Consider the following 17,613-nt stretch of genomic DNA (forward strand, 5'->3'; position numbering starts at 1 on the left):
CATTGCCGTGACATGAAGCCCAGAGTGAGGTTGTTGCCGTCGGACTACGGCAATATGCCCTCCTCCCAAGCCCAAGCGAAGAAGGAATCGCCATCTTGGAAGGGGAGGTACATGCCTGTCTCTAGCAGCGCGTCGACAAGCGCCACAGTCTGAGTCCGGTCCCGCTTGAACAGTGACTTGTAGGCCTCTGCCACGATCCACATCGTGTCGATGGACGTGACTTTCAGCCGATCTGCCTGGGCGACAGCCGCGCGATCGTCCAGGACGGCAATCAGATTGCGGTGGTGGGCGCACGCGATAACCGCTGACTCACCTAAGTGTTGGAACCGTCCACCACCCAGGGCAGCCTTGACCCGCATCGCGGTCGATTCCTCTTCGTCGGTCATAAGGGTGTGTGCCGCCCAGTTGACCATGGAAATGCCCGGAATGCCCGGGTGCCTTTCTCTGCCCTTTTCGATTTCGGTATTTACCTCTGCGGGAATGAGAACCACTCCATGGGGAGCGAGGTCCTGAATTATGGATGCGTGCCCGGCACGACACATGTGGGTATACGTGCTGGTGTCCATCACCCACCGAGCCGCCTCAGTCACCGTGGCCCGCGAATGACCTTCGCAAATCGTCCAACGTTTTGGGTGGTCGCTCTGGGAGGTCATCCCGCGTCATCGTGCCGCGCAGCAGTTCAACGGTCCGGGCCGCCGTTAGTCGACCCGAGGTATAGCCCTCGATGCATGCCGCAGCGAAGCTGGGGGAAAGGTAGGGGCTCTCGGGTTCTCTTGCCCAAGTTAGCTTGAGGTGAACATAGTCGCCTGTTCGCGGCTCTTGATGGAGTAGCTTCTCGGCATCTCTCCAGTCGATCAAGCCAAGATTACGCAGTTGGTTCACCGCCGCTGACCAGCTCAGGTGGTACGTCGCGGCCACCGCAAGCGCTCGGTCACGGTTATTCCAATCGCGGTGGTTGTGCCACACGCTCGTCACGCCGGAGCGCGGGGCGAGGAAGTGAATGGCGAACGAGAAAAGCATCTTCTCGCACTCCACCCCGGCCATCGCGTCGTAGGCGTCACCACAAAGCCAGTGGCCCAATTCGTGAGCAAGCGTCATTCGACGGCGACCTGATTCCATGTCGCCGTTGATCACGGCAACAGCGATGCTTTCCACGTCACTAGTGACCTCGACGCATCCACCGTCTGGGCCATTGACTCCTAAGGGGGCGGCGTAGGTATACAGCCCGAGCTGCTCGCAAGCCTCCCCAAGATCGAGTATTGGCTCGTCCGCTGAACCTAGACGGCGACGGGCTGCGGCAGCCAAATGTTCGGCCTCGTCGTGGTTTTGCGGTGTCCTAGCGTCCTGGTCGCGTTTCACCGGTGCGAGGAGATCCATCTCTAAAAGCATGAGGGCATCGGATGCGAACAACTCGATTTCGGCATCAAGCGCCTGGGTCGTATCGTGACGTGCATCGTCGGGTGCGTTAACGAGGTCCCTTCTTCGATTGACGACGGCTGGAAGCGGATCGTTGACGAAGAATCCAAGTGGACGCTCCAAGGCTTCGGCAATCGCGACCATCTCGGTCATGGTGAGCTTGCGGTCACCGCTTTCGGCACGATTGATGGCCGTGCGGTCGAGGCCCACGAGTTCCCCCAACTTTCCTTGAGAGATGCCCGCTTCCTCACGCGCCTGGGCAACCCGACGTCCAAGCGTTGCGTGGTCCATGTGTGTGATTTTCGCACAGGCGCGATGAAGGTGTCGAGGTACATGCTCCCTGAACTGGCTTTTATCCACTCGACAGAGAGTGTGACGACCAGGCAATGAGCACGAAGCGATCCTTTTGAATGTGAATGATGGGCCCCAAGGCTCACGCCCGAGCGGCCCTTGGAGATCGCCATCGCCGCTCAAATTGATTGATTCAAACCGGACCCATTACCCGTAAGCACACCGAGTCGACTCAGGCGTGGGTGCCGCCGTCGATGCGGATTTCGGTGCCGGTGATCCAGGCGCCGTCCTCGGACACCAGCATGGCGATGACACCGGCGATCGCGCTGGGTTCGGCCATCCCGGCTCCGCTGGATTCGACGGTCGTGGGCAGGATCGGCATGAGCCTGGGGAACAACGACCAGTCGGCGTCTTTCGGGATGTATCCGCCTGTGGCATCGGTGATTCCGGACTTGATGCTGCCGGGTGCCACGCACGCCGCGCGCAGGCCCTGGCGCGCATATTCGAGGGCCAGAGAATGGGTGAAGGCCTGGATTCCGCCCTTGCTCGCCGCGTAGGCCGCCATATAGGGATGGGCGAAGGAGGCCGACGTGGAGCTGAAGTTGACGATCGCGCTGCGCGAATTGGCCAGTAGCGCCGGAAGCGCCTCCCGAACCACCAGAAAGGTTCCGGTCAGGTTGACGCCGACGATCTGGTTCCACAGTTCGAGGCTGGTCTCGTGCGTGTGCGAGGCGCGCAAGATGCCGGCGGCGTTGACCAGCGAATCCAGTCCGCCGAGTGTTTCGGCGGCCCGACGCACGCCGTCGATCACCGAATCCTCGTCACCGACGTCCATCGACATGGTGGTGAGGCGGTCGGCGGTTGCCGCCCGGTCCGCCCGGGCTGCCGTGACGGCCAGGCCATCGGCCGCGACGTCGGAGGCCACCACGGTGGCACCCTCGTCCAGCAACCGCAGCGCGGTGGCCTGGCCGATCCCCGACGCGGCGCCCGTCACCAGGATCCGCTTGCCCTCGAGTCGCGTCATCTGCCGCTCCTGGTCTCTTAGACCACTCCGCGTAGCCCGTCGGCTCCGAACGCGGGCTCGAGCATCGCGGAGAAGTCGGGGCCGCGCCGCAATAGGTGGCCGCCGTCGACGTTGATGCACTGTCCGGTGATCCAGCTGGCCGCATCGCTGAGCAAAAACATGGCCAGGTTGGCGACGTCCTCCACCTCACCCGGCCGCGGCAGCGGCGTGCAATGGCGGTAGTCCGCGCTCAGCTCCGGCGATTCCATAATGGGCGCAACCAGATCCGTGCGGATCAGGCCCGGGCGGATGCTATTGACCCGCACCCACGATGGGCCGAGCTCGTCGGCGGCCAGCATCATCAAGTGGTCGACGGCCGACTTGGTGACCCCGTAAGCGCCGAACCAGCGGTGGGTGTTGCTGGCCGCGATCGACGAGATTCCGACGAACGAGCCACCGCCGCCGCGCACCAATTCGCGTGCGGCGTGCTTGAGCACGTACATGGTGCCGTTGACGTTGAGGTCGACCGTGCGGCGCCAGGCCTCCGAGTCGATCTGGGTGATCGGACCGATCGTCTGCGACCCGCCCGCGCAGTGCACCACGCCGTAAAGCCGGCCGTGCCACGCCGTCGCGGCGTCCACCGCACGGGCGGCCTCCTCCTCGTTGGTGATGTCGGCGGGCTCGTACACAATCGAGCCGTCGTCGTCGAGCACTTCGATGTCTTTGACAGCGGCCGCCAGCCGGTCGGCATTGCGGCCGACGATCATGACGCAGGCGCCGGCCGCGACCAGCCCGGCGGCCACCCCCTTGCCGATTCCGCTGCCGCCACCGGTGACCAGGTACGTCCGGTTTTCGAAAGAAAGCTGCACCCCGAGCCCCTCACGCCGAAACTGAAACGGGTTCTAGCATAGGCCAGCCGTCACATCCTGCGGGGACGGCAGCACAGCAGATATTAGGGCGTATCGCGGCGAGCCAGCTTCGTCGGCTTGGCGTTGCGCCAGTCCTCGACGTCGGGCGGCAGGCCGATCGGATATCTGTTCTCGTTGTGGGCCGCCCAGTGTGCATGCCCCAGCTCGTGAATGTGGAAGGCATGCCGCAGTGCCTCGGTGAATCCCATTGCGTCGGAGGCGGCATTGACCGAGTCCTTGATCAACAGGGCCGCCATCGTGGGCCGCTCGGCGATGCGCCTCGCGAATTCCAGCGTCTTGTCGGCCAGCTCGTCGACCGGAAAAACCTTGGACACCATGCCAAGCCGATAGGCCTCCTCGGCGTCCAGCGCATCACCGGTCAACAGCAGCTCTTTGGCCTTACGCGGACCGAATTCCCAAGGGTGGGCATAGTATTCGACGCCCGGCATTCCCATGCGCACACCGACCACGTCGCTGAACTTGGCATTGTCGGCGGCGACGATCAGGTCGCACGCCCAGATCAGCATCAGGCCCGCCGAGATTGCGTTGCCCTGCACCTGGGCGATGGTAATTTTGCGCAAATCGCGCCAGCGGCAGGTGTTTTGGAAGAAGTAATGCCACTCCTGCAGGTAGGTCTTCTCCGCAATCGGATCGCGGGTGGCGCCGTTTGCACGAAAACTCGGATGCTGCTGCGGTCCGGGCTGGCGTTCCAGCAACGCCAATTCGGAGCCCAAGTCGTGACCGGCGGAGAAATTCTTGCCGCGTGCCGCCAGGATGACCACGCGAACGGTGTCGTCGGCCTCGGCGCGCAGGAACGCCTCGTCGAGCTGCACCAGCAGGCCGCGGTTTTGCGCGTTGTGGGCGCCGGGCCGGTTGAGCCAGATCCTGGCGATGCGGCCGTCGTCGAGAGTTTCATAGGTCACCAGCTCATCGGCGCCGACATTGGCCGCCTCGAAACCGGCTTGGGTGCCAGCCTGGTCGGAGAGTGTCATTCCGCCCACCTCGTTCGTCGTCAGATCCGCGCTGTTTACACATTACGGCCAGTGTGTAACCGGGTTCCCGGTGGGTAGCGCGCGGCGATCGTCGACCAGTATTTGCCAGCCCGGTCGGAGACGGCTGCGGGCGAACGGAGGCGTCGCCTACAGTTGTGTCATGGCTACAAAATCTGATCCTGGCGAAATCGGCGATGTGGAGCCGCTGGCCGACAGCACCGCAAGCCAGGCCAGGCGGGTCGTCGCCGCGTACGCGAACGACGCCGACGAGTGCCGCATCTTCTTATCCATGCTCGGCATTGGACCGGCAAAACTCGACACCTAAATGGCTCCCAGGGGAGGCCAGTCTTCGACGAAGACGTCAAAGTCTGAGGGCTTCGGGAACTCCGACTTCGTGGTGGTCGCCAACCGGCTGCCGGTCGACTTGGAGCGGCTTCCGGACGGCACCACGGCCTGGAAACGCAGCCCCGGAGGGTTGGTCACGGCCTTGGAGCCGTTGTTGCGCCGCCGGCGCGGGGCATGGGTCGGCTGGCCGGGCCTTATCGACGACGAGGCCGGCGACGACGGGGTGGAGCTGGATTACGAGCCCATCCTCCAGGATGACCTGCAGCTTCATCCGGTACGGCTGAGTGCCGACGACGTCGCCCAGTACTACGAGGGGTTCTCCAACGCCACGCTGTGGCCGCTGTACCACGACGTCATCGTCAAACCGATCTACCACCGTGAATGGTGGGAACGTTACGTCGACGTCAACCGCCGCTTCGCCGAGGCCACCTCGAGTGCGGCCGCCCGGGACGCGACGGTATGGGTGCAGGACTACCAGCTGCAGCTGGTGCCGAAGATGCTGCGCACGCTGAGGCCTGACCTGACCATCGGTTTTTTCCTGCATATCCCGTTCCCGCCGGTGGAGCTGTTCATGCAGCTGCCGTGGCGCACCGAGATCATCGAGGGGTTGCTCGGCGCCGATCTGGTGGGTTTCCACCTGGTCGGCGGCGCGCAGAACTTCCTGTTCCTGTCTCGGCAGCTCCTCGGCGTCAACACGTCCCGGGGAGCGGTCGGGGTGCGCTCGCGGTTCGGTGAGGTCGAGCTCGAGTCCCGCAACGTGCGGGTGGGCGCCTTTCCCATCTCCATCGACTCCAGCGCGCTCGACCACGCGGCCCGCCACCGCGACGTCCGCCGCCGCGCCCGGGAGATCCGGGCCGAGCTGGGCAACCCCCGCAAGATCCTGCTCGGCGTCGACCGGCTCGACTACACCAAGGGCATCGACGTTCGGCTGAAGGCCTTCTCCGAGCTGCTGGCCGAGGGTCGCGCGAAACGCGACGACACCGTGCTGGTCCAGCTGGCGACACCGAGCCGCGAACGCGTAGAGAGCTATCAGATCCTGCGCAACGACATCGAGCGGCAGGTCGGCCACATCAACGGCGAATACGCCGAGGTCGGTCACCCGGTGGTGCACTACTTGCACCGTCCGGTTCCCCGCGACGAACTCATCGCGTTCTTCGTGGCCAGTGACGTCATGCTGGTCACCCCGCTGCGCGACGGGATGAACCTGGTGGCCAAGGAGTACGTCGCCTGCCGCAGCGATCTCGGCGGTGCGCTCGTCCTGTCCGAATTCACCGGCGCCGCCGCCGAACTCCGGCAGGCCTATCTGGTCAACCCGCACGACCTCGAAGGGGTCAAGGACGCGATCGAAGCGGCGCTCAACCAGACGGTCGAGGAGGGACGGCGGCGGATGCGGTCGCTGCGCCGCCAGGTGCTCGCGCACGACGTGGACCGCTGGGCACGGTCGTTCCTCGACGCCCTCGCCGAGTCGCATCCGCACAGTACCGCTTAGGGCCAGTTAAGCGTCATTTAGCAGCGGCAAACCCATGGTGCTGGCACCGAAACACTGTGATACTCAATGCAGCGTGAAGGGAGAAACAAACGTGAATCTTCGTCGCGGGTTGGCCGCCGGCGCCGGCATCTTCTCGGCCGTCGCAGCGGGCCTGGCGCTGGAGTCCGGCAGCCCGGCGAGTGCGGTCGCACCGCCGGCGGACGGCACCTATACCTTCAACCAGGCGGGCGTGTCCGGGGTGACGTGGACGATCGCGGTGCTGTGCGATCAAGTAAACGGAAGCCGTTACTACAAGGACTATTCCAACCCGACCATCATGGCGGACTTCTGTTCTTTGAACGTGGTGAGCGCGACGTCCGAGCGGATCAGCCGCGAAGACAAGCTGCAGAACTACAACGGCAACGCCCGGCTCGTGAGCGGCCTGTGGACCTTCAAGGTGAATGTGGCCGACGGTGTTTCGTGCCCGGGCGGTGGCACCGCCGAATCCACCGAGACCTACGCGTTCGACAACGAGACGCTCAACGGCACACATACCACTCTGCACGGCGCCGTCTGCGGCCTGCAACCGTCGATGAGCAAGCAACCGTTCTCGCTGGCGCTCGTTGGGCCCCCGCCCAGCCCGGTCCAGCGTTATCCGATGCAATGCAACGACATTGCGATTTGCTACTAAGGGGCCTAGATCGGCGTGATGTAGGCGATCAGCCACTTGTGGCCGATCTTCTTGAAGTCCACCCGCAACCGGCTGCCATCGTAGAGCGGCTGCCGTGACTTGTCGGTCACGGTGCGGTTCATGTAAACCATCACCGACGCCGAATCCCGCTTGGCGGTCATGACCCCGGCGCCGACGACGTTTGCCTGCACGACCACCTCGCGCTTCTTGGCCTCCGGGATGATCTGTGCGTTGGCGCTCTTCTGGAACTCCTGGCGATAATCCGGCGTCAGCAACGGATATGCCTCGGCGAGGCTACGTTCGACGGTCTGGTAGTCGTAGGCGAAGACCGCGGGTATCTCCTTGGTGGCCAGTTGCGGTAGCACGGCCCGCGCCGACTGCTCGGCACGGCTCTGCACGCGGTCCCAATAGAACCAGCCGGCGGCCGCGGACAACCCGATGATGCCCGCCGCCAACAGACAGCCCGCGACGGCGATCAGCCACCGCCACCACCGCATCAATTACCCCCGTCCGGATATTTCAGGTCGTAACCGGTCATGTGCCCGGCTTCGTCCTCGTGCACGATGACCCGCAGCCTATACGGCATGGACGGCTTGTTGACGCCGTCGATGTCGGCCACCGTGACCCGCACCGACACCAGCACCGAGGCGTTGTCGGTGACCGAATCGAAGCCCTCGAAGGCGGCGCCGTTGACAACGGCTTCCGACGTCGCGTTGGTGGAGCGGAACAGCGCCTTGAGATTCTCGACGTTGTTGTTGGCGCCGAGCATTCCGCGCAGCGGGCCGCTGGTCGCGTTGTAGAACCGGTTGACGCTGTCGTCGATGTTGTCCTGCTTGTAGCTGAACATGTTGACCACCACCTGCGTGGCGGTGTCGACGAAGCGCTGGTCGCGCACCCGCTGCGCGTCGGCGTACCGCTGCTGGGTGAGCAGAACGTACAGGCAGCCGGCCAGCGCGCCAATCGCCAACAGCGCGGCGGCAATTGAGATCCACCCGACCAGGGCCCGGTGGGCGGGCCGCCGCGGCGGCGGCTTGACGGCCTTGAAGGACTGGCCGGTTTTCGCCGGCGGCGTCGGCTCGCCCGAAACGTCGACCCGAACCGTGGCGGCCTGTTCCAACTCACTTTTCGCCGGACCCGCCGCGCGCGACGCCCGCCGGCGAACACGTCGTGTCGTGGTTTGCTCCCCGGTGACTTCAGGTACCACTACATCGGCCTCGGATCACGCATCAGGTCCACCCAATTCTCGGCACTGGACGCACCGCTGGCGCCGGGCGCGAAAACACCGGTGCCACCCGCCGGATCCGCAAACGCCCCGGTTTTTTGGTCGTAGACAGTGTAGGCCGGTCCGCTGGCCTGCGGTTGCGGACCAGGCGGCGGTCCCCACGACTTCTCCGGTCCCGGGCCCGACGGCGGAGGATTGACCCCCACCGGCGGCGGTGGTGGCGGCAGCCACTTCGGATACGGCAGCTGGGGCGGAGCCGGCGGGACCCCCGGCGGATTCCACGACGGGTTGCCCGGCGGCGGCCCGCTGTCGTTGGGCGGCGGCGGATCGTACGCCGGCTGATTCGGTGCAGGTCCGGGCCCCGGCACCACACCGGGCGGGGGCGGCCCGACGATGGGCGTGCCCGGGTCGGGGTCGGTGCCCGGTGGAATGTACGGGAACTTGTTGGGCGGCAAGATGTTCAGCCCGTTCGTTACCGGCGTGTCGTACGGGACCGGCGGCCCGCGCCAAGGGTTGCGGCCAACGGGCACATAGCCCTTCGGGTCACGACACAGCTGAACCGTCGGCGCCCGTTTGCCGGGGAACTCCTGGCACGGATAGTTGCGGGCGCCGCGAACGGTGGATGGATCGTTCTGCGCGGTCTTGCAGTACATGTCCTTCGGGAGCTCGCGCAGCGTCTCGTCGGCGGGGGTGCGCATCAACGGCGGCGGCAGGAAACCCACGGCGCACGGCGGCGGGTCGTTCAGGTCGATCTTGAAGTCCAGCTTGGCGCCCTCATCTGCCGGCACGCCGCCGGCGGCAGTGACGATCGCGGCGAACAAGGCCGGCAAGACCACCAGCAGCTGCTCGATCGACTTGTGGTAGATGACGCCCACCCGGCCCAGGTTCGCCAGGCTGGCCGCCAACGCCGGGAACGAGGGGCGGATGCCGGAAAACGCGGTGCTGGCCTCGTCGGCCGCGTCCGGGGCGTTGGCCAATGTCGACCGAAGCTGCGGGTCGGACCGATGGACCTCGGAGGTGAAACGCGCCAGCCCGTCAGACAGCGACTTGATGTCGGCGCCGGCGCGAATCTGGGCCTGCAGGAACGGACCCGCCTGATCGATCAACTGCGAAACTTGCGGATAGTTGGCGTTGGCCTCGTCCACCAGCAGCCGGGCGGATTCGATCATGCGGGCCAGCTCGGGACCCGAGCCGTTGGCCGCGATGAACGTCTCGTGCAGCAGCTCGCGCAACCGGGTGTCGCCGAGGCTGTTGACCAGCGTCTCCGCCTGCTTCAACAGGTTGGCAACGTCCTGGCCGATCCGGGTGTTCTGCCGGTCGATCCGAAATCCGTTGCGCAACTTGGTCGTTGCCGGCTGGGCCGGTGGCACCAGGTCGACGTATTGCTCACCGACGGCCGACACGCTCTTCACGGTGGCGGTGACGTTCGACGGAATGGGAGTGCCGCTGTTAAGCCGCATTTCGGCGGTGACGCCATTGGGGTTCAGCCCCACCGACTCCACCCGGCCGACCGCGACACCCCGGTAGGTGACGTTCGCGTTCTTGTACAGGCCGCCGCCCGCAACGAAGTCGGCGCTCACGCCGTAGGTACCGATGCCGAACGTTGCGGGCAGGCGGAGGTAGAAGATCGCCATCACCACAAGAGTGATGACCGTGATCACTCCGAAGATGCCGAGCTGAAGCTTGGTCAGTCTGTCTAGCATGTCCGCCCCTACTCTCCCGATGCCGTGCCGGGCGGAATCTTGAACGGGTCGGCGGCCTGGCCGGACAGGTTGGCCAGTTCGCCGGTCAAGAAATCGGGCGGGTTGAGGATCTCATCCATGTGCATCATGTTCGGGTCGAGCGCATACGACGTAGTGAAGAACGTCTCACCCAACCTGCGCAAGGTGAGGTCGAACGTGGTGAACACGTTGAGGTAGTCGCCACGCACGGCTTGTTTGATGCCGAAGTTGGGGAACGGGAACGTCAGCAATATCTGCAGCGAGGTGACGAAGTTCTTCCGGTTGTCGTTGAGGGACTTCGCCACCGAATACAGGCCTTTGAGGTCTTCGCCAAAGTCCACCTTGGTTTTCGAGAGCACGTGCGACGTCACTGTGGCCAGCTTCTTCAGCGAAGCGAACGCGACGACAATGTGCTCCCGGTTCTTGTTGAGTACGCGAATCGCCTCAGGCAGGGTGTCCAGCGCCCGGCCCAGGTTGTCCTTGTCGTGAGCCAGGTTCGCGGAGAATCGGTTCAATCCGTCGACGGCATCGATGATGTCGTTGACCTGCCGGTTGAGTCCCGCCGTCAACTCCGCGAGCCGGGGAATCAAGTCGACAAACTGGCTCTGCCGGCCCGCCATGGCCTGGTAGGTCTCGTTTGTGATGTCTTCCAGCGCACCGAGATTGCCCTTGTTGACCACCACGCCGAGGGCCGAGAGCACCTCTTCGGTGGTGGGATAGCGGCCGGTGCTGGACTCCGCGATTTTCGCGCCGTTGGTCAGCCTGCCGGTCGCCGGCTTGCCCTTCGGCGCGGCCAGGTCGACGTGCAGCGAACCCAGCAGCGAGGTCTGGGCAACCGTTGCCGTCGCGTTGGCCGGCAGCACCACGTTCTTGTCCAGCGCCAACTTCACTGCGGCATAAAAGGATCCGTCGGGGCGCTGCTCGGCTTGAATGCCGGAGACACTGCCGACGGTGACGTCGTCGACCATGACCGGCGAGTTCTGCGGCAGCGTCGCCACGTCGGGCATTTCGACGGTGACCGTGTAGGCGCCGCTGCCGTGACCGGCGGTGCCGGGCATCGCCAGGGAGTTCAACCCGCCGAATTGACAACCGGCCAACAGCGCGCTGCCCGCCGCTAACACGCCACCGCGCAACCAGATTCGGTTCATCCGCCAGCCCCCTGTTCGGCCGGCAACTGAGCGGCCGGCGGTGGGCCCGGCAATGGCCCATACCCGGGGGGACCGGCCGCCGCCGGAGCCGGCACGGCGGGCGCCGGGCCTGGAGCGGGGCCGTTCTGCGGGGCGGTCGGTACAAGCAGGGCCTGCAGGTCGGTCGGGTTCTCGTCGGCGGGCGGCGTGACACCTTTGGCCGGTATCCAGGTCAGCTCCGGAACCGGTGTCCGCGCCTTGGCCTGGGTGGCCGGGGTGTCATAGATGATCTGGCCCTTGTATGCGGTGATCGTGTTGAGCGGGTGGAACATGATTGGCGGGTAGTTCACCGTGAGCCGGCGCAGCACCGGGCCCAGCCGTTCGCGGCACAGCTCGGCGCGCTTGTAGTAGTCGGGGGCTTTTGGTCCGGCGGTGGCGTCGAAGGAGCCACCGCAGATGAATTGCACGGGGTTGGCGAAGTTGGGTATGGACAACAACCCATTCAGGGTGCCCTGCGCGGGGTCGTAGATGTTGTAGAAGTTGGCGATACCGGGGCCGGCCACGTGCAGCACCTGCTCGATGTTCTCGCTCTGGTCGCTCAACGTCTGGGCTAAGTCGTTGAGCTTGTTGACGGTACCGACCAGCGTCGAGTTGTTCTCGTGCAGGAATCCGCGGATATCCGAGAGCGCCTTGTTGAGCGTGCCCAGGGTGGTGTCCAGGTGGCGCGAGCTGTCGGCGAGCACCTGCGACACCGACGCGACATTCCCGGCGAACTGCACGATCTGTTCGTTACTCGCCGACAGCGCGTTGACCAGCACCTGCAGGTTCTTGACTGTGCCGAAGATGTCGCCGCGTGAATCTCCCAGCCGCCCAGCAACTTGCGAAAGTTCACGCAGCGCGTGGTGGAAGGACTCGCCCTTGCCGTCGAGCGTTTCCGCGGCCTGGTTGATCGCCGCGCCCAACGGACCCTGCATTTGCCCCGCCGCCGGGCTCAGCTGGACGGCCAGCTGGGTCAGCGCCTCCTTCACCTCGTCCCATTCCACCGGGACCGCGGTGCGGGCCAGGTCGATGCTGGCGCCCTCGGGCAGCACCGCCCCGCCGGTGTATGCCGGGGTGAGCTGAACGAACCGAGCCGACACCAGGTTCGGCGACATGATGACGGCCTTGGCGTCCTTGGGGATCTTCACGTCCCTCGACACGGACATGGTGATCTTGACGTCGGACGGCCGCGGTTCGATCGCGTCGATCCTGCCGACGGGCACACCGAGAATGCGGACCTGATCTCCGGGATAGAGGCCGACCGCGGACGTGAAATAGCCGACGACGGTTCGGTTGCTCGCCTGCGACGAGAGCACATACACTCCCCCCACCAGCAGCGCGACCAGCGCGATGACGGTGGCGTAACGCAGCCCTCGGCTGCCGGTAATTCGCTTCATCATGGTGACTTCGGCCTGATGACCCAGCGTTCCTGAATTAACCCGCGCAGGTAGTCGGCGAGGCTGGCCGGCAGCTTACCGGGCTGGTAGAAGAAGTCGAACACCATCGCGATCATCGGCGCCGGCAGCACGCTGTAGACATTGACGTTGAATCCCGGTCCGGAGCCCACCACCTCACCGAGCGTGGTCGCGTATGGGGGCAGCCGCTTGAGTGCCTCGGTGATGTAGTCGCGACGCTCGTTGAGGTTGTCCAACACCAGGTTCAGCTTGCTCAACGCCGGGCCGAACTCCTTGCGGTTGTCGGCGACGAACCCGGAAATCTGCGCCGAGACACCGTTAATCCCCGAGATGAGCTGGCCCAGCGCGGCACGCCGCTCGTCGAGCGCGGCGAACAACTGGTTACCGTCGTCGACCAGCTTGTTGACCTGGTCGGCGCGCTGCGACAGCACCGCCGTCACCGACTTCGCGTGCGCCAGCAGGCCTTGCAGCGCCTCGTCACGGCGGTTCAGCGTGCGCGACAGCGATGTCACCCCGTCCAGCGCGCCGCGGAGCTCCGGGTTGGCGTCGCGCAGCGTGTCGCTGAGAACGTTCAAGGCCTGCTCGAACTGCGGCTTGTTGAGGTTGTTCGCGTTTTGACCCAGGTCCTCGAGCGCGCCCGCGAGCGTGTACGGCGTGGTCGTCCGGCTGAGCGGAATGACGGTCGCCTTACCGCCGCCCGCCGGGCTCACCGAAATGGAGCGCTCGCCGAGGATGGTGTCGGTGCGGATCGCGGCCAGTGACTGGTCACCGACGGCGACGTGCCGATCCACGGTGAAGGTCACCTTGGCGCTGTCCCCGGCCAGACCGACCGACTGCACCTTGCCGACCTTGAATCCCGACACGTAAACCGGGTTGCCGGGCGTGATGCCGCCGGCGTCGGCGAAGTACGCGTCGTACGTTTTCCCCTGCGGCCAGAACGGCAACCCGGCGTAGCCGAACGCAAGCAACACGACGCAGACCACCAACACCAGGCCGAAGATGCCGGTGCGGAGCGGGTCGCGTTCACGCCTCGCATTACTTGGCAAAAGCGCACCTCCCCTGGCTGGGATCCAACTGGCCACCCATCGGTATCAGAATGTCACCGCCGACCGGTCCGTTGATCTTGATCGTTACCGAGCAGAAATAGATGTTGAAGAACGACCCGTAGGCGCCGAGCGCGGCCAGGCGCAGGTAGTCCTCGCCCAGTTGCTCGACGTCGTTGTTGATCTCGGCCTTGCGGGTGTCCATCTCGGTGGCCAACGGCCGGGTGTTCTCCAAAATGCCCTGCAGCGGCCGCCGCGAATTCTTCAGCAGCTCCGTCAAATCGGTCGTCGTCGACGCCAACGGGGGTATGGCGCCCGCGATCGCGTCCTTGTTCTTGGCCAGCCCGGTGATCAATTGCTGCAGCTGGTCAACGCTGGTCGAGAATTGCGCGCTCCGTTGGTCGATGGTTCCCAGCACCGTATTGAGGTTGGTGATCGCGTCACCGATGAGCTGGTCGCGTTGACCCAGCGCCGACGAGAACGCGCTGGTGTCGGCCAGCACGTTCGACAACGCCCCACCCTGGCCCTGCAACAACTGGATGACGGCGCTGCTGATCGTGTTGACCTTGTCGGCGTCCAGGCCCTTGACCACCGGCCGTAGTCCGCCCAGCAGGGCATCGAGATCCAGCGCGGGCTGGGTGTGTTGGGAGTTGATTGTCCCGCCCGACGGCAGCTTCCGCAGCTCGCCCGGACCCGACGTGATCTCCAGATACCGGTCGCCGACCAGGTTTTCGTACCGGATCACCGCGCGGGTGGACGTGTACAGCGTGTAGCGGCGGTCGACTCCGAACTTCACGTCAACGGTGTTGTCCGGGTTGAGCTGCACGCCCGACACCGAACCCACCGGTACCCCCGCGATGCGGACCTTCTGGCCGGCCTTCAACCGTGACGCGTCGATAAATGTTGCGTGGTAAGTGCTTTCGGGACCGAACCGGAAGTCGCCGAAGACCACCACCAGCCCCGCGGCCACGATCAGCATGGCCACCGCGAAGGCGCTGACCTTGATCACCATCGACCGGTGCGAAGGGATGCCCGAAGCCGCCATCAGAAGTCGTCCCGTTCCGCGAACGCGCCGTGGAACAAGAACTGCAGCGTCGAGGGTGCGTCAAACTGCACTTCGGTGAACGGCTCGTAGGGGATGTTGGCGTTATCGGTGACGAGGAACGGCGCCCGGTACCAGGAGCCGCCGTGCTGCTTGGCCGGCATGTCGGGCAATCCCCGGCAGTTCGGGCCGCCCGAGGCGTTGACGATCGGCAGGCTTTCCGGATACGTATACGACGGAGAACCCAAGATGAAGCTCGACGACGTGAACAGGCCCGCCTTGCGGACACCGAGCAACGGGGCGAACTCCTTGATGCCTCGATCGATGCCCGCGAACAGGCAGCCGAATTCCGGCGAGTAGTCCGCGGCCACCTTGACCGGGGCCCGCATCCTGTTGATGGCGTCGATGAAGTCCTGTGCGCCCGGCTCCACCGCCTCATAGGCGTTGTTGGACAGGCCGATCGTGGCCAGCAGCGTGTCGTTGAGGTTGTTCTGTTGGTCTACCACCGTCTTGTTGATCGTCGGCAGGTTGTCGAACACGGTGTTCAGATCGGGGGCGGCGGCGGCGTACACGTCGGTGACCGCCGCGGTCTTACGGAAGTCCTCCTGGAGGGCGGGCAGCTTCGGGTTCGCTTGCCGCGTCAGGGTATTCAGTCCCGACAGCAGCGAACCGAAGTCGTCGCCGTGACCACGCAGGCCTTCGGCCAGCGCGCTCAGGGTCCCATTCAATTCGACCGGGTCGATCTTGTGCAGCAGGTTGATGAGCGACTGGAACAAGGTGTTGACTTCCAGCTGCACCGCCGACGCCTGCACGTGCGCGTCCGGACGCAGCGACGTCGGCGAAGGTGCCTTGGGCGGAAGGAATTCCACCGACTTGGCGCCGAAGATGGTGTTACCCCCGATGCGGACCGTCGCGTTGGACGGGACGAAGTGCATCTGGTCGCTGTTGATGGCCAGCGTCAGCCGCGCCTGGTCACCGGCATAGGCGATGTCGGTGACCTTGCCGATCTGGATGCCGCGGTATTTGACCTTGGCGTCCTTTTCCATTACCAGGCCGGCCCGCGGCGCGGACACGGTGACGGTGTCGATCGAGGCGAAAGCCGCTGTGTAGGAAAGGTATGTGAGGACGACGAAAGCCACCAACAAACCGGCCAGCAGCGCCGCCGCCAGCCGGACAGTTGATCGTTGCGATACGCCCTCTGCCATGTTTGTTGAAGGTCCCCTTAGCCAGAAAGATTGAAGTTACCGGACGCGCCGTACACGGCCAGCGAGATGAACAGGGTAATGACAACCACCACGACCAGCGAGGTCCGCACGGCCTGGCCGACCGCGATGCCGACGCCGACCGGGCCGCCGGATGCGTTGTAGCCGTAATAGGTATGGACGAGCATCACCGCGATCGACATCACGATGGCCTGTAGGAACGACCACAACAGGTCGGTCGGGATGAGGAAGGTGTTGAAGTAGTGGTCGTACAGGCCCGCCGATTGCCCGTTGATGAATACGGTCGTGAACCGCGCGGCGAAGAATGCGGCGAGCACCGACAGCGAGTACAGCGGAATGATCGCGATGAGGCCGGCAATCAACCTGGTTGACACCAGGTAGGACACGGAGTGCACCGCCATGGATTCGACGGCGTCGATCTCCTCCGCCACCCGCATGGCGCCGAGTTGAGCGGTGGCGCCGGCGCCGATGGTGGCCGCCAACGCGATGCCCGCGATTACCGGCGCGACAATGCGGACGTTCAGGAACGCCGACAGGAAGCCGGTCAGCGCCTCGATGCCGATGTTGCCCAGCGACGAGTAGCCCTGCACGGCGATGACCCCACCGGAGGCCAGCGTCAGGAAAGCCGCGACGCCGACCGTGCCGCCGATCATGATGAGCGCCCCTGCGCCCAGCGTCATTTCGGCAATGAGCCGGATGGTTTCCTTCCGGTAGCGGGTGAGCGCGCTGGGGACGTAACGCACGGTTTGGCCGTAGAACAAGGCCTGCTCGCCGAAGTCGTCGATAGGCCCCTGCAGCCGCGACATGACGCGGCGGAACCGGAGAGTCGCGTCGTAGCTCATCGCGTACTCACCCGCCCCATCACTTGGCCGAGATCCGCACGCCGATGGCGGTCATCACCACGTTGATCACGAAAAGGCAAATGAACGCGTAGACCACGGTCTCGTTGACCGCGTTACCCACGCCCTTGGGCCCGCCCTTGACGGTCAGGCCGCGGTAGCACCCGACCAGCCCGGCCATGACGCCGAACAGCAGCGCCTTGACTTCCGCGAGCACCAACTCGCGCAGCCCGGTGAGCACGGTCAACCCGTTGATGAACGCACCCGGGTTGACGCCCTGGAGGAAGACGGAGAACACGTAGCCGCCGGACAAACCGATGGCGCACACCAAGCCATTGAGCAGCAGCGCGACCACCGTGGAGGCCAAAACCCTAGGCACGACGAGCCGGTGGATCGGGTCGATGCCGAGTACCCGCATCGCGTCGATCTCTTCCCGGATGGTGCGGGCACCCAAATCGGCGCAGATCGCGGTGGCGCCGGCGCCCGCCACGACGAGCACGGTCACCACGGGTCCGAGCTGGGTGATCGTGCCGAATGCCGTTCCGGCGCCGGACAAGTCGGCGGCGCCGATCTCGCGGAGCAGGATGTTGAGGGTGAACGCCACCAGGACCGTGAACGGGATGGACACCAGCAGCGTCGGGATCAGCGACACCCGAGCGATCATCCAGGTCTGATCCAGGAACTCGCGGAATTGAAACGGCCGCCGGAAAACCGCCCGGCCCGTGTCGATCATCATCTCGAAGAACCCGCCGACACCACGAGCGGGAACCGCAAGTTGTTCGATCAACTCGGTAGCCCCCTTCGCTGCTCGCGGCGAATCCTGTGCGT

General features: G+C 65.0%; 18 protein-coding genes. 3 read left to right on the forward strand and 15 right to left on the reverse strand.

The window, feature by feature from the left end; genetic code table 11:
• Positions 1-44: 44 nt before the first annotated feature.
• The 5 genes from K3U93_RS22235 to K3U93_RS22255 form a co-directional block, all read right to left on the reverse strand.
• Positions 45-566: a PIN domain-containing protein gene (locus K3U93_RS22235; RefSeq protein ID WP_139797153.1), complete on the reverse strand. Its 522-nt coding sequence runs from the start codon at positions 564-566 to the stop codon at positions 45-47.
• Between the two features lie 16 nt (positions 567-582).
• Complete coding sequence (locus K3U93_RS22240; RefSeq protein ID WP_083011840.1) at positions 583-1,707, reverse strand: helix-turn-helix domain-containing protein; 1,125 nt, start codon at positions 1,705-1,707, stop codon at positions 583-585.
• A 232-nt stretch (positions 1,708-1,939) separates the two neighbouring features.
• Positions 1,940-2,731: an SDR family NAD(P)-dependent oxidoreductase gene (locus tag K3U93_RS22245; RefSeq protein WP_083011837.1), complete on the reverse strand. Its 792-nt coding sequence runs from the start codon at positions 2,729-2,731 to the stop codon at positions 1,940-1,942.
• A 17-nt stretch (positions 2,732-2,748) separates the two neighbouring features.
• Positions 2,749-3,579, reverse strand: a complete 831-nt coding sequence (locus K3U93_RS22250) for an SDR family oxidoreductase (RefSeq protein WP_083011834.1) — start codon at positions 3,577-3,579, stop codon at positions 2,749-2,751.
• An 83-nt stretch (positions 3,580-3,662) separates the two neighbouring features.
• Positions 3,663-4,610: an enoyl-CoA hydratase gene (locus K3U93_RS22255; RefSeq protein WP_071513175.1), complete on the reverse strand. Its 948-nt coding sequence runs from the start codon at positions 4,608-4,610 to the stop codon at positions 3,663-3,665.
• 160 nt (positions 4,611-4,770) lie between these two features.
• Here K3U93_RS22255 and K3U93_RS22260 point away from each other — a divergent pair, with 160 nt between their 5' ends.
• The 3 genes from K3U93_RS22260 (at position 4,771) to K3U93_RS22270 (ending at position 7,114) form a co-directional block, all read left to right on the forward strand.
• Positions 4,771-4,935, forward strand: coding sequence for a hypothetical protein (locus K3U93_RS22260; protein WP_139797152.1), 165 nt, complete (start codon positions 4,771-4,773; stop codon positions 4,933-4,935).
• The gene (locus K3U93_RS22265) at positions 4,936-6,444 is read left to right on the forward strand and encodes an alpha,alpha-trehalose-phosphate synthase (UDP-forming) (protein ID WP_083011832.1); all 1,509 of its coding nucleotides are present in this window, start codon (positions 4,936-4,938) and stop codon (positions 6,442-6,444) included.
• 91 nt (positions 6,445-6,535) lie between these two features.
• Positions 6,536-7,114 (forward strand): hypothetical protein, encoded by a 579-nt coding sequence (locus K3U93_RS22270; protein ID WP_071513173.1) that lies wholly within the window; start codon positions 6,536-6,538, stop codon positions 7,112-7,114.
• A gap of 5 nt (positions 7,115-7,119) precedes the next feature.
• Here K3U93_RS22270 and K3U93_RS22275 read toward each other — a convergent pair whose 3' ends face one another.
• Genes K3U93_RS22275 through K3U93_RS22320 form a run of 10 tightly spaced genes read right to left on the reverse strand, consistent with a single transcriptional unit; the run spans position 7,120 to position 17,572 of the window.
• A complete protein-coding gene (locus tag K3U93_RS22275; protein ID WP_071513172.1) occupies positions 7,120-7,611 on the reverse strand; it encodes a mammalian cell entry protein in 492 nt (163 codons plus the stop codon).
• A complete protein-coding gene (locus tag K3U93_RS22280; protein WP_083011830.1) occupies positions 7,611-8,318 on the reverse strand; it encodes an Rv1363c family protein in 708 nt (235 codons plus the stop codon). The genes K3U93_RS22275 and K3U93_RS22280 overlap by 1 nt, the downstream gene beginning before the upstream one ends.
• Positions 8,318-10,039, reverse strand: coding sequence for a virulence factor Mce family protein (locus tag K3U93_RS22285; RefSeq protein WP_083011828.1), 1,722 nt, complete (start codon positions 10,037-10,039; stop codon positions 8,318-8,320). The genes K3U93_RS22280 and K3U93_RS22285 overlap by 1 nt, the downstream gene beginning before the upstream one ends.
• An 8-nt stretch (positions 10,040-10,047) precedes the next feature.
• Positions 10,048-11,205: a virulence factor Mce family protein gene (locus K3U93_RS22290; protein ID WP_083011826.1), complete on the reverse strand. Its 1,158-nt coding sequence runs from the start codon at positions 11,203-11,205 to the stop codon at positions 10,048-10,050.
• Positions 11,202-12,623, reverse strand: coding sequence for a virulence factor Mce family protein (locus tag K3U93_RS22295; RefSeq protein ID WP_083011823.1), 1,422 nt, complete (start codon positions 12,621-12,623; stop codon positions 11,202-11,204). The genes K3U93_RS22290 and K3U93_RS22295 overlap by 4 nt, the downstream gene beginning before the upstream one ends.
• Positions 12,620-13,684 carry a virulence factor Mce family protein gene (locus K3U93_RS22300; protein ID WP_071513167.1) on the reverse strand — a complete coding sequence of 355 codons (1,065 nt, stop codon included), beginning with the start codon at positions 13,682-13,684 and terminating at the stop codon, positions 12,620-12,622. The genes K3U93_RS22295 and K3U93_RS22300 overlap by 4 nt, the downstream gene beginning before the upstream one ends.
• Positions 13,674-14,726, reverse strand: coding sequence for an MCE family protein (locus K3U93_RS22305; protein ID WP_071513166.1), 1,053 nt, complete (start codon positions 14,724-14,726; stop codon positions 13,674-13,676). Before K3U93_RS22305 ends, K3U93_RS22300 begins: the two co-directional genes overlap by 11 nt.
• On the reverse strand, positions 14,726-15,928 hold the full coding sequence (locus K3U93_RS22310; protein WP_071513165.1) for an MCE family protein: 1,203 nt from the start codon (positions 15,926-15,928) through the stop codon (positions 14,726-14,728). The genes K3U93_RS22305 and K3U93_RS22310 overlap by 1 nt, the downstream gene beginning before the upstream one ends.
• Before the next feature lie 17 nt (positions 15,929-15,945).
• Positions 15,946-16,788, reverse strand: a complete 843-nt coding sequence (locus K3U93_RS22315; protein WP_071513164.1) for an MlaE family ABC transporter permease — start codon at positions 16,786-16,788, stop codon at positions 15,946-15,948.
• 19 nt (positions 16,789-16,807) lie between these two features.
• Positions 16,808-17,572: an MlaE family ABC transporter permease gene (locus K3U93_RS22320; RefSeq protein ID WP_071513163.1), complete on the reverse strand. Its 765-nt coding sequence runs from the start codon at positions 17,570-17,572 to the stop codon at positions 16,808-16,810.
• Positions 17,573-17,613 lie beyond the last annotated feature (41 nt).

The organism is Mycobacterium malmoense (genome assembly GCF_019645855.1).
Classification (GTDB): domain Bacteria; phylum Actinomycetota; class Actinomycetes; order Mycobacteriales; family Mycobacteriaceae; genus Mycobacterium; species Mycobacterium malmoense.

Excerpts from the sequence above, each read along its gene's own strand:
- K3U93_RS22260 (WP_139797152.1), top strand. The coding sequence starts at position 4,771 with ATGGCTACAAAATCTGATCCTGGCGAAATCGGCGATGTGGAGCCGCTG.
- K3U93_RS22295 (WP_083011823.1), bottom strand. The coding sequence starts at position 12,623 with ATGATGAAGCGAATTACCGGCAGCCGAGGGCTGCGTTACGCCACCGTC.
- K3U93_RS22265 (WP_083011832.1), top strand. The coding sequence starts at position 4,936 with ATGGCTCCCAGGGGAGGCCAGTCTTCGACGAAGACGTCAAAGTCTGAG.
- K3U93_RS22310 (WP_071513165.1), bottom strand. The coding sequence starts at position 15,928 with ATGGCAGAGGGCGTATCGCAACGATCAACTGTCCGGCTGGCGGCGGCG.
- K3U93_RS22255 (WP_071513175.1), bottom strand. The coding sequence starts at position 4,610 with ATGACACTCTCCGACCAGGCTGGCACCCAAGCCGGTTTCGAGGCGGCC.
- K3U93_RS22290 (WP_083011826.1), bottom strand. The coding sequence starts at position 11,205 with ATGAACCGAATCTGGTTGCGCGGTGGCGTGTTAGCGGCGGGCAGCGCG.
- K3U93_RS22305 (WP_071513166.1), bottom strand. The coding sequence starts at position 14,726 with ATGGCGGCTTCGGGCATCCCTTCGCACCGGTCGATGGTGATCAAGGTC.
- K3U93_RS22285 (WP_083011828.1), bottom strand. The coding sequence starts at position 10,039 with ATGCTAGACAGACTGACCAAGCTTCAGCTCGGCATCTTCGGAGTGATC.
- K3U93_RS22275 (WP_071513172.1), bottom strand. The coding sequence starts at position 7,611 with ATGCGGTGGTGGCGGTGGCTGATCGCCGTCGCGGGCTGTCTGTTGGCG.
- K3U93_RS22245 (WP_083011837.1), bottom strand. The coding sequence starts at position 2,731 with ATGACGCGACTCGAGGGCAAGCGGATCCTGGTGACGGGCGCCGCGTCG.
- K3U93_RS22315 (WP_071513164.1), bottom strand. The coding sequence starts at position 16,788 with ATGAGCTACGACGCGACTCTCCGGTTCCGCCGCGTCATGTCGCGGCTG.
- K3U93_RS22240 (WP_083011840.1), bottom strand. The coding sequence starts at position 1,707 with ATGGACCACGCAACGCTTGGACGTCGGGTTGCCCAGGCGCGTGAGGAA.
- K3U93_RS22235 (WP_139797153.1), bottom strand. The coding sequence starts at position 566 with ATGGACACCAGCACGTATACCCACATGTGTCGTGCCGGGCACGCATCC.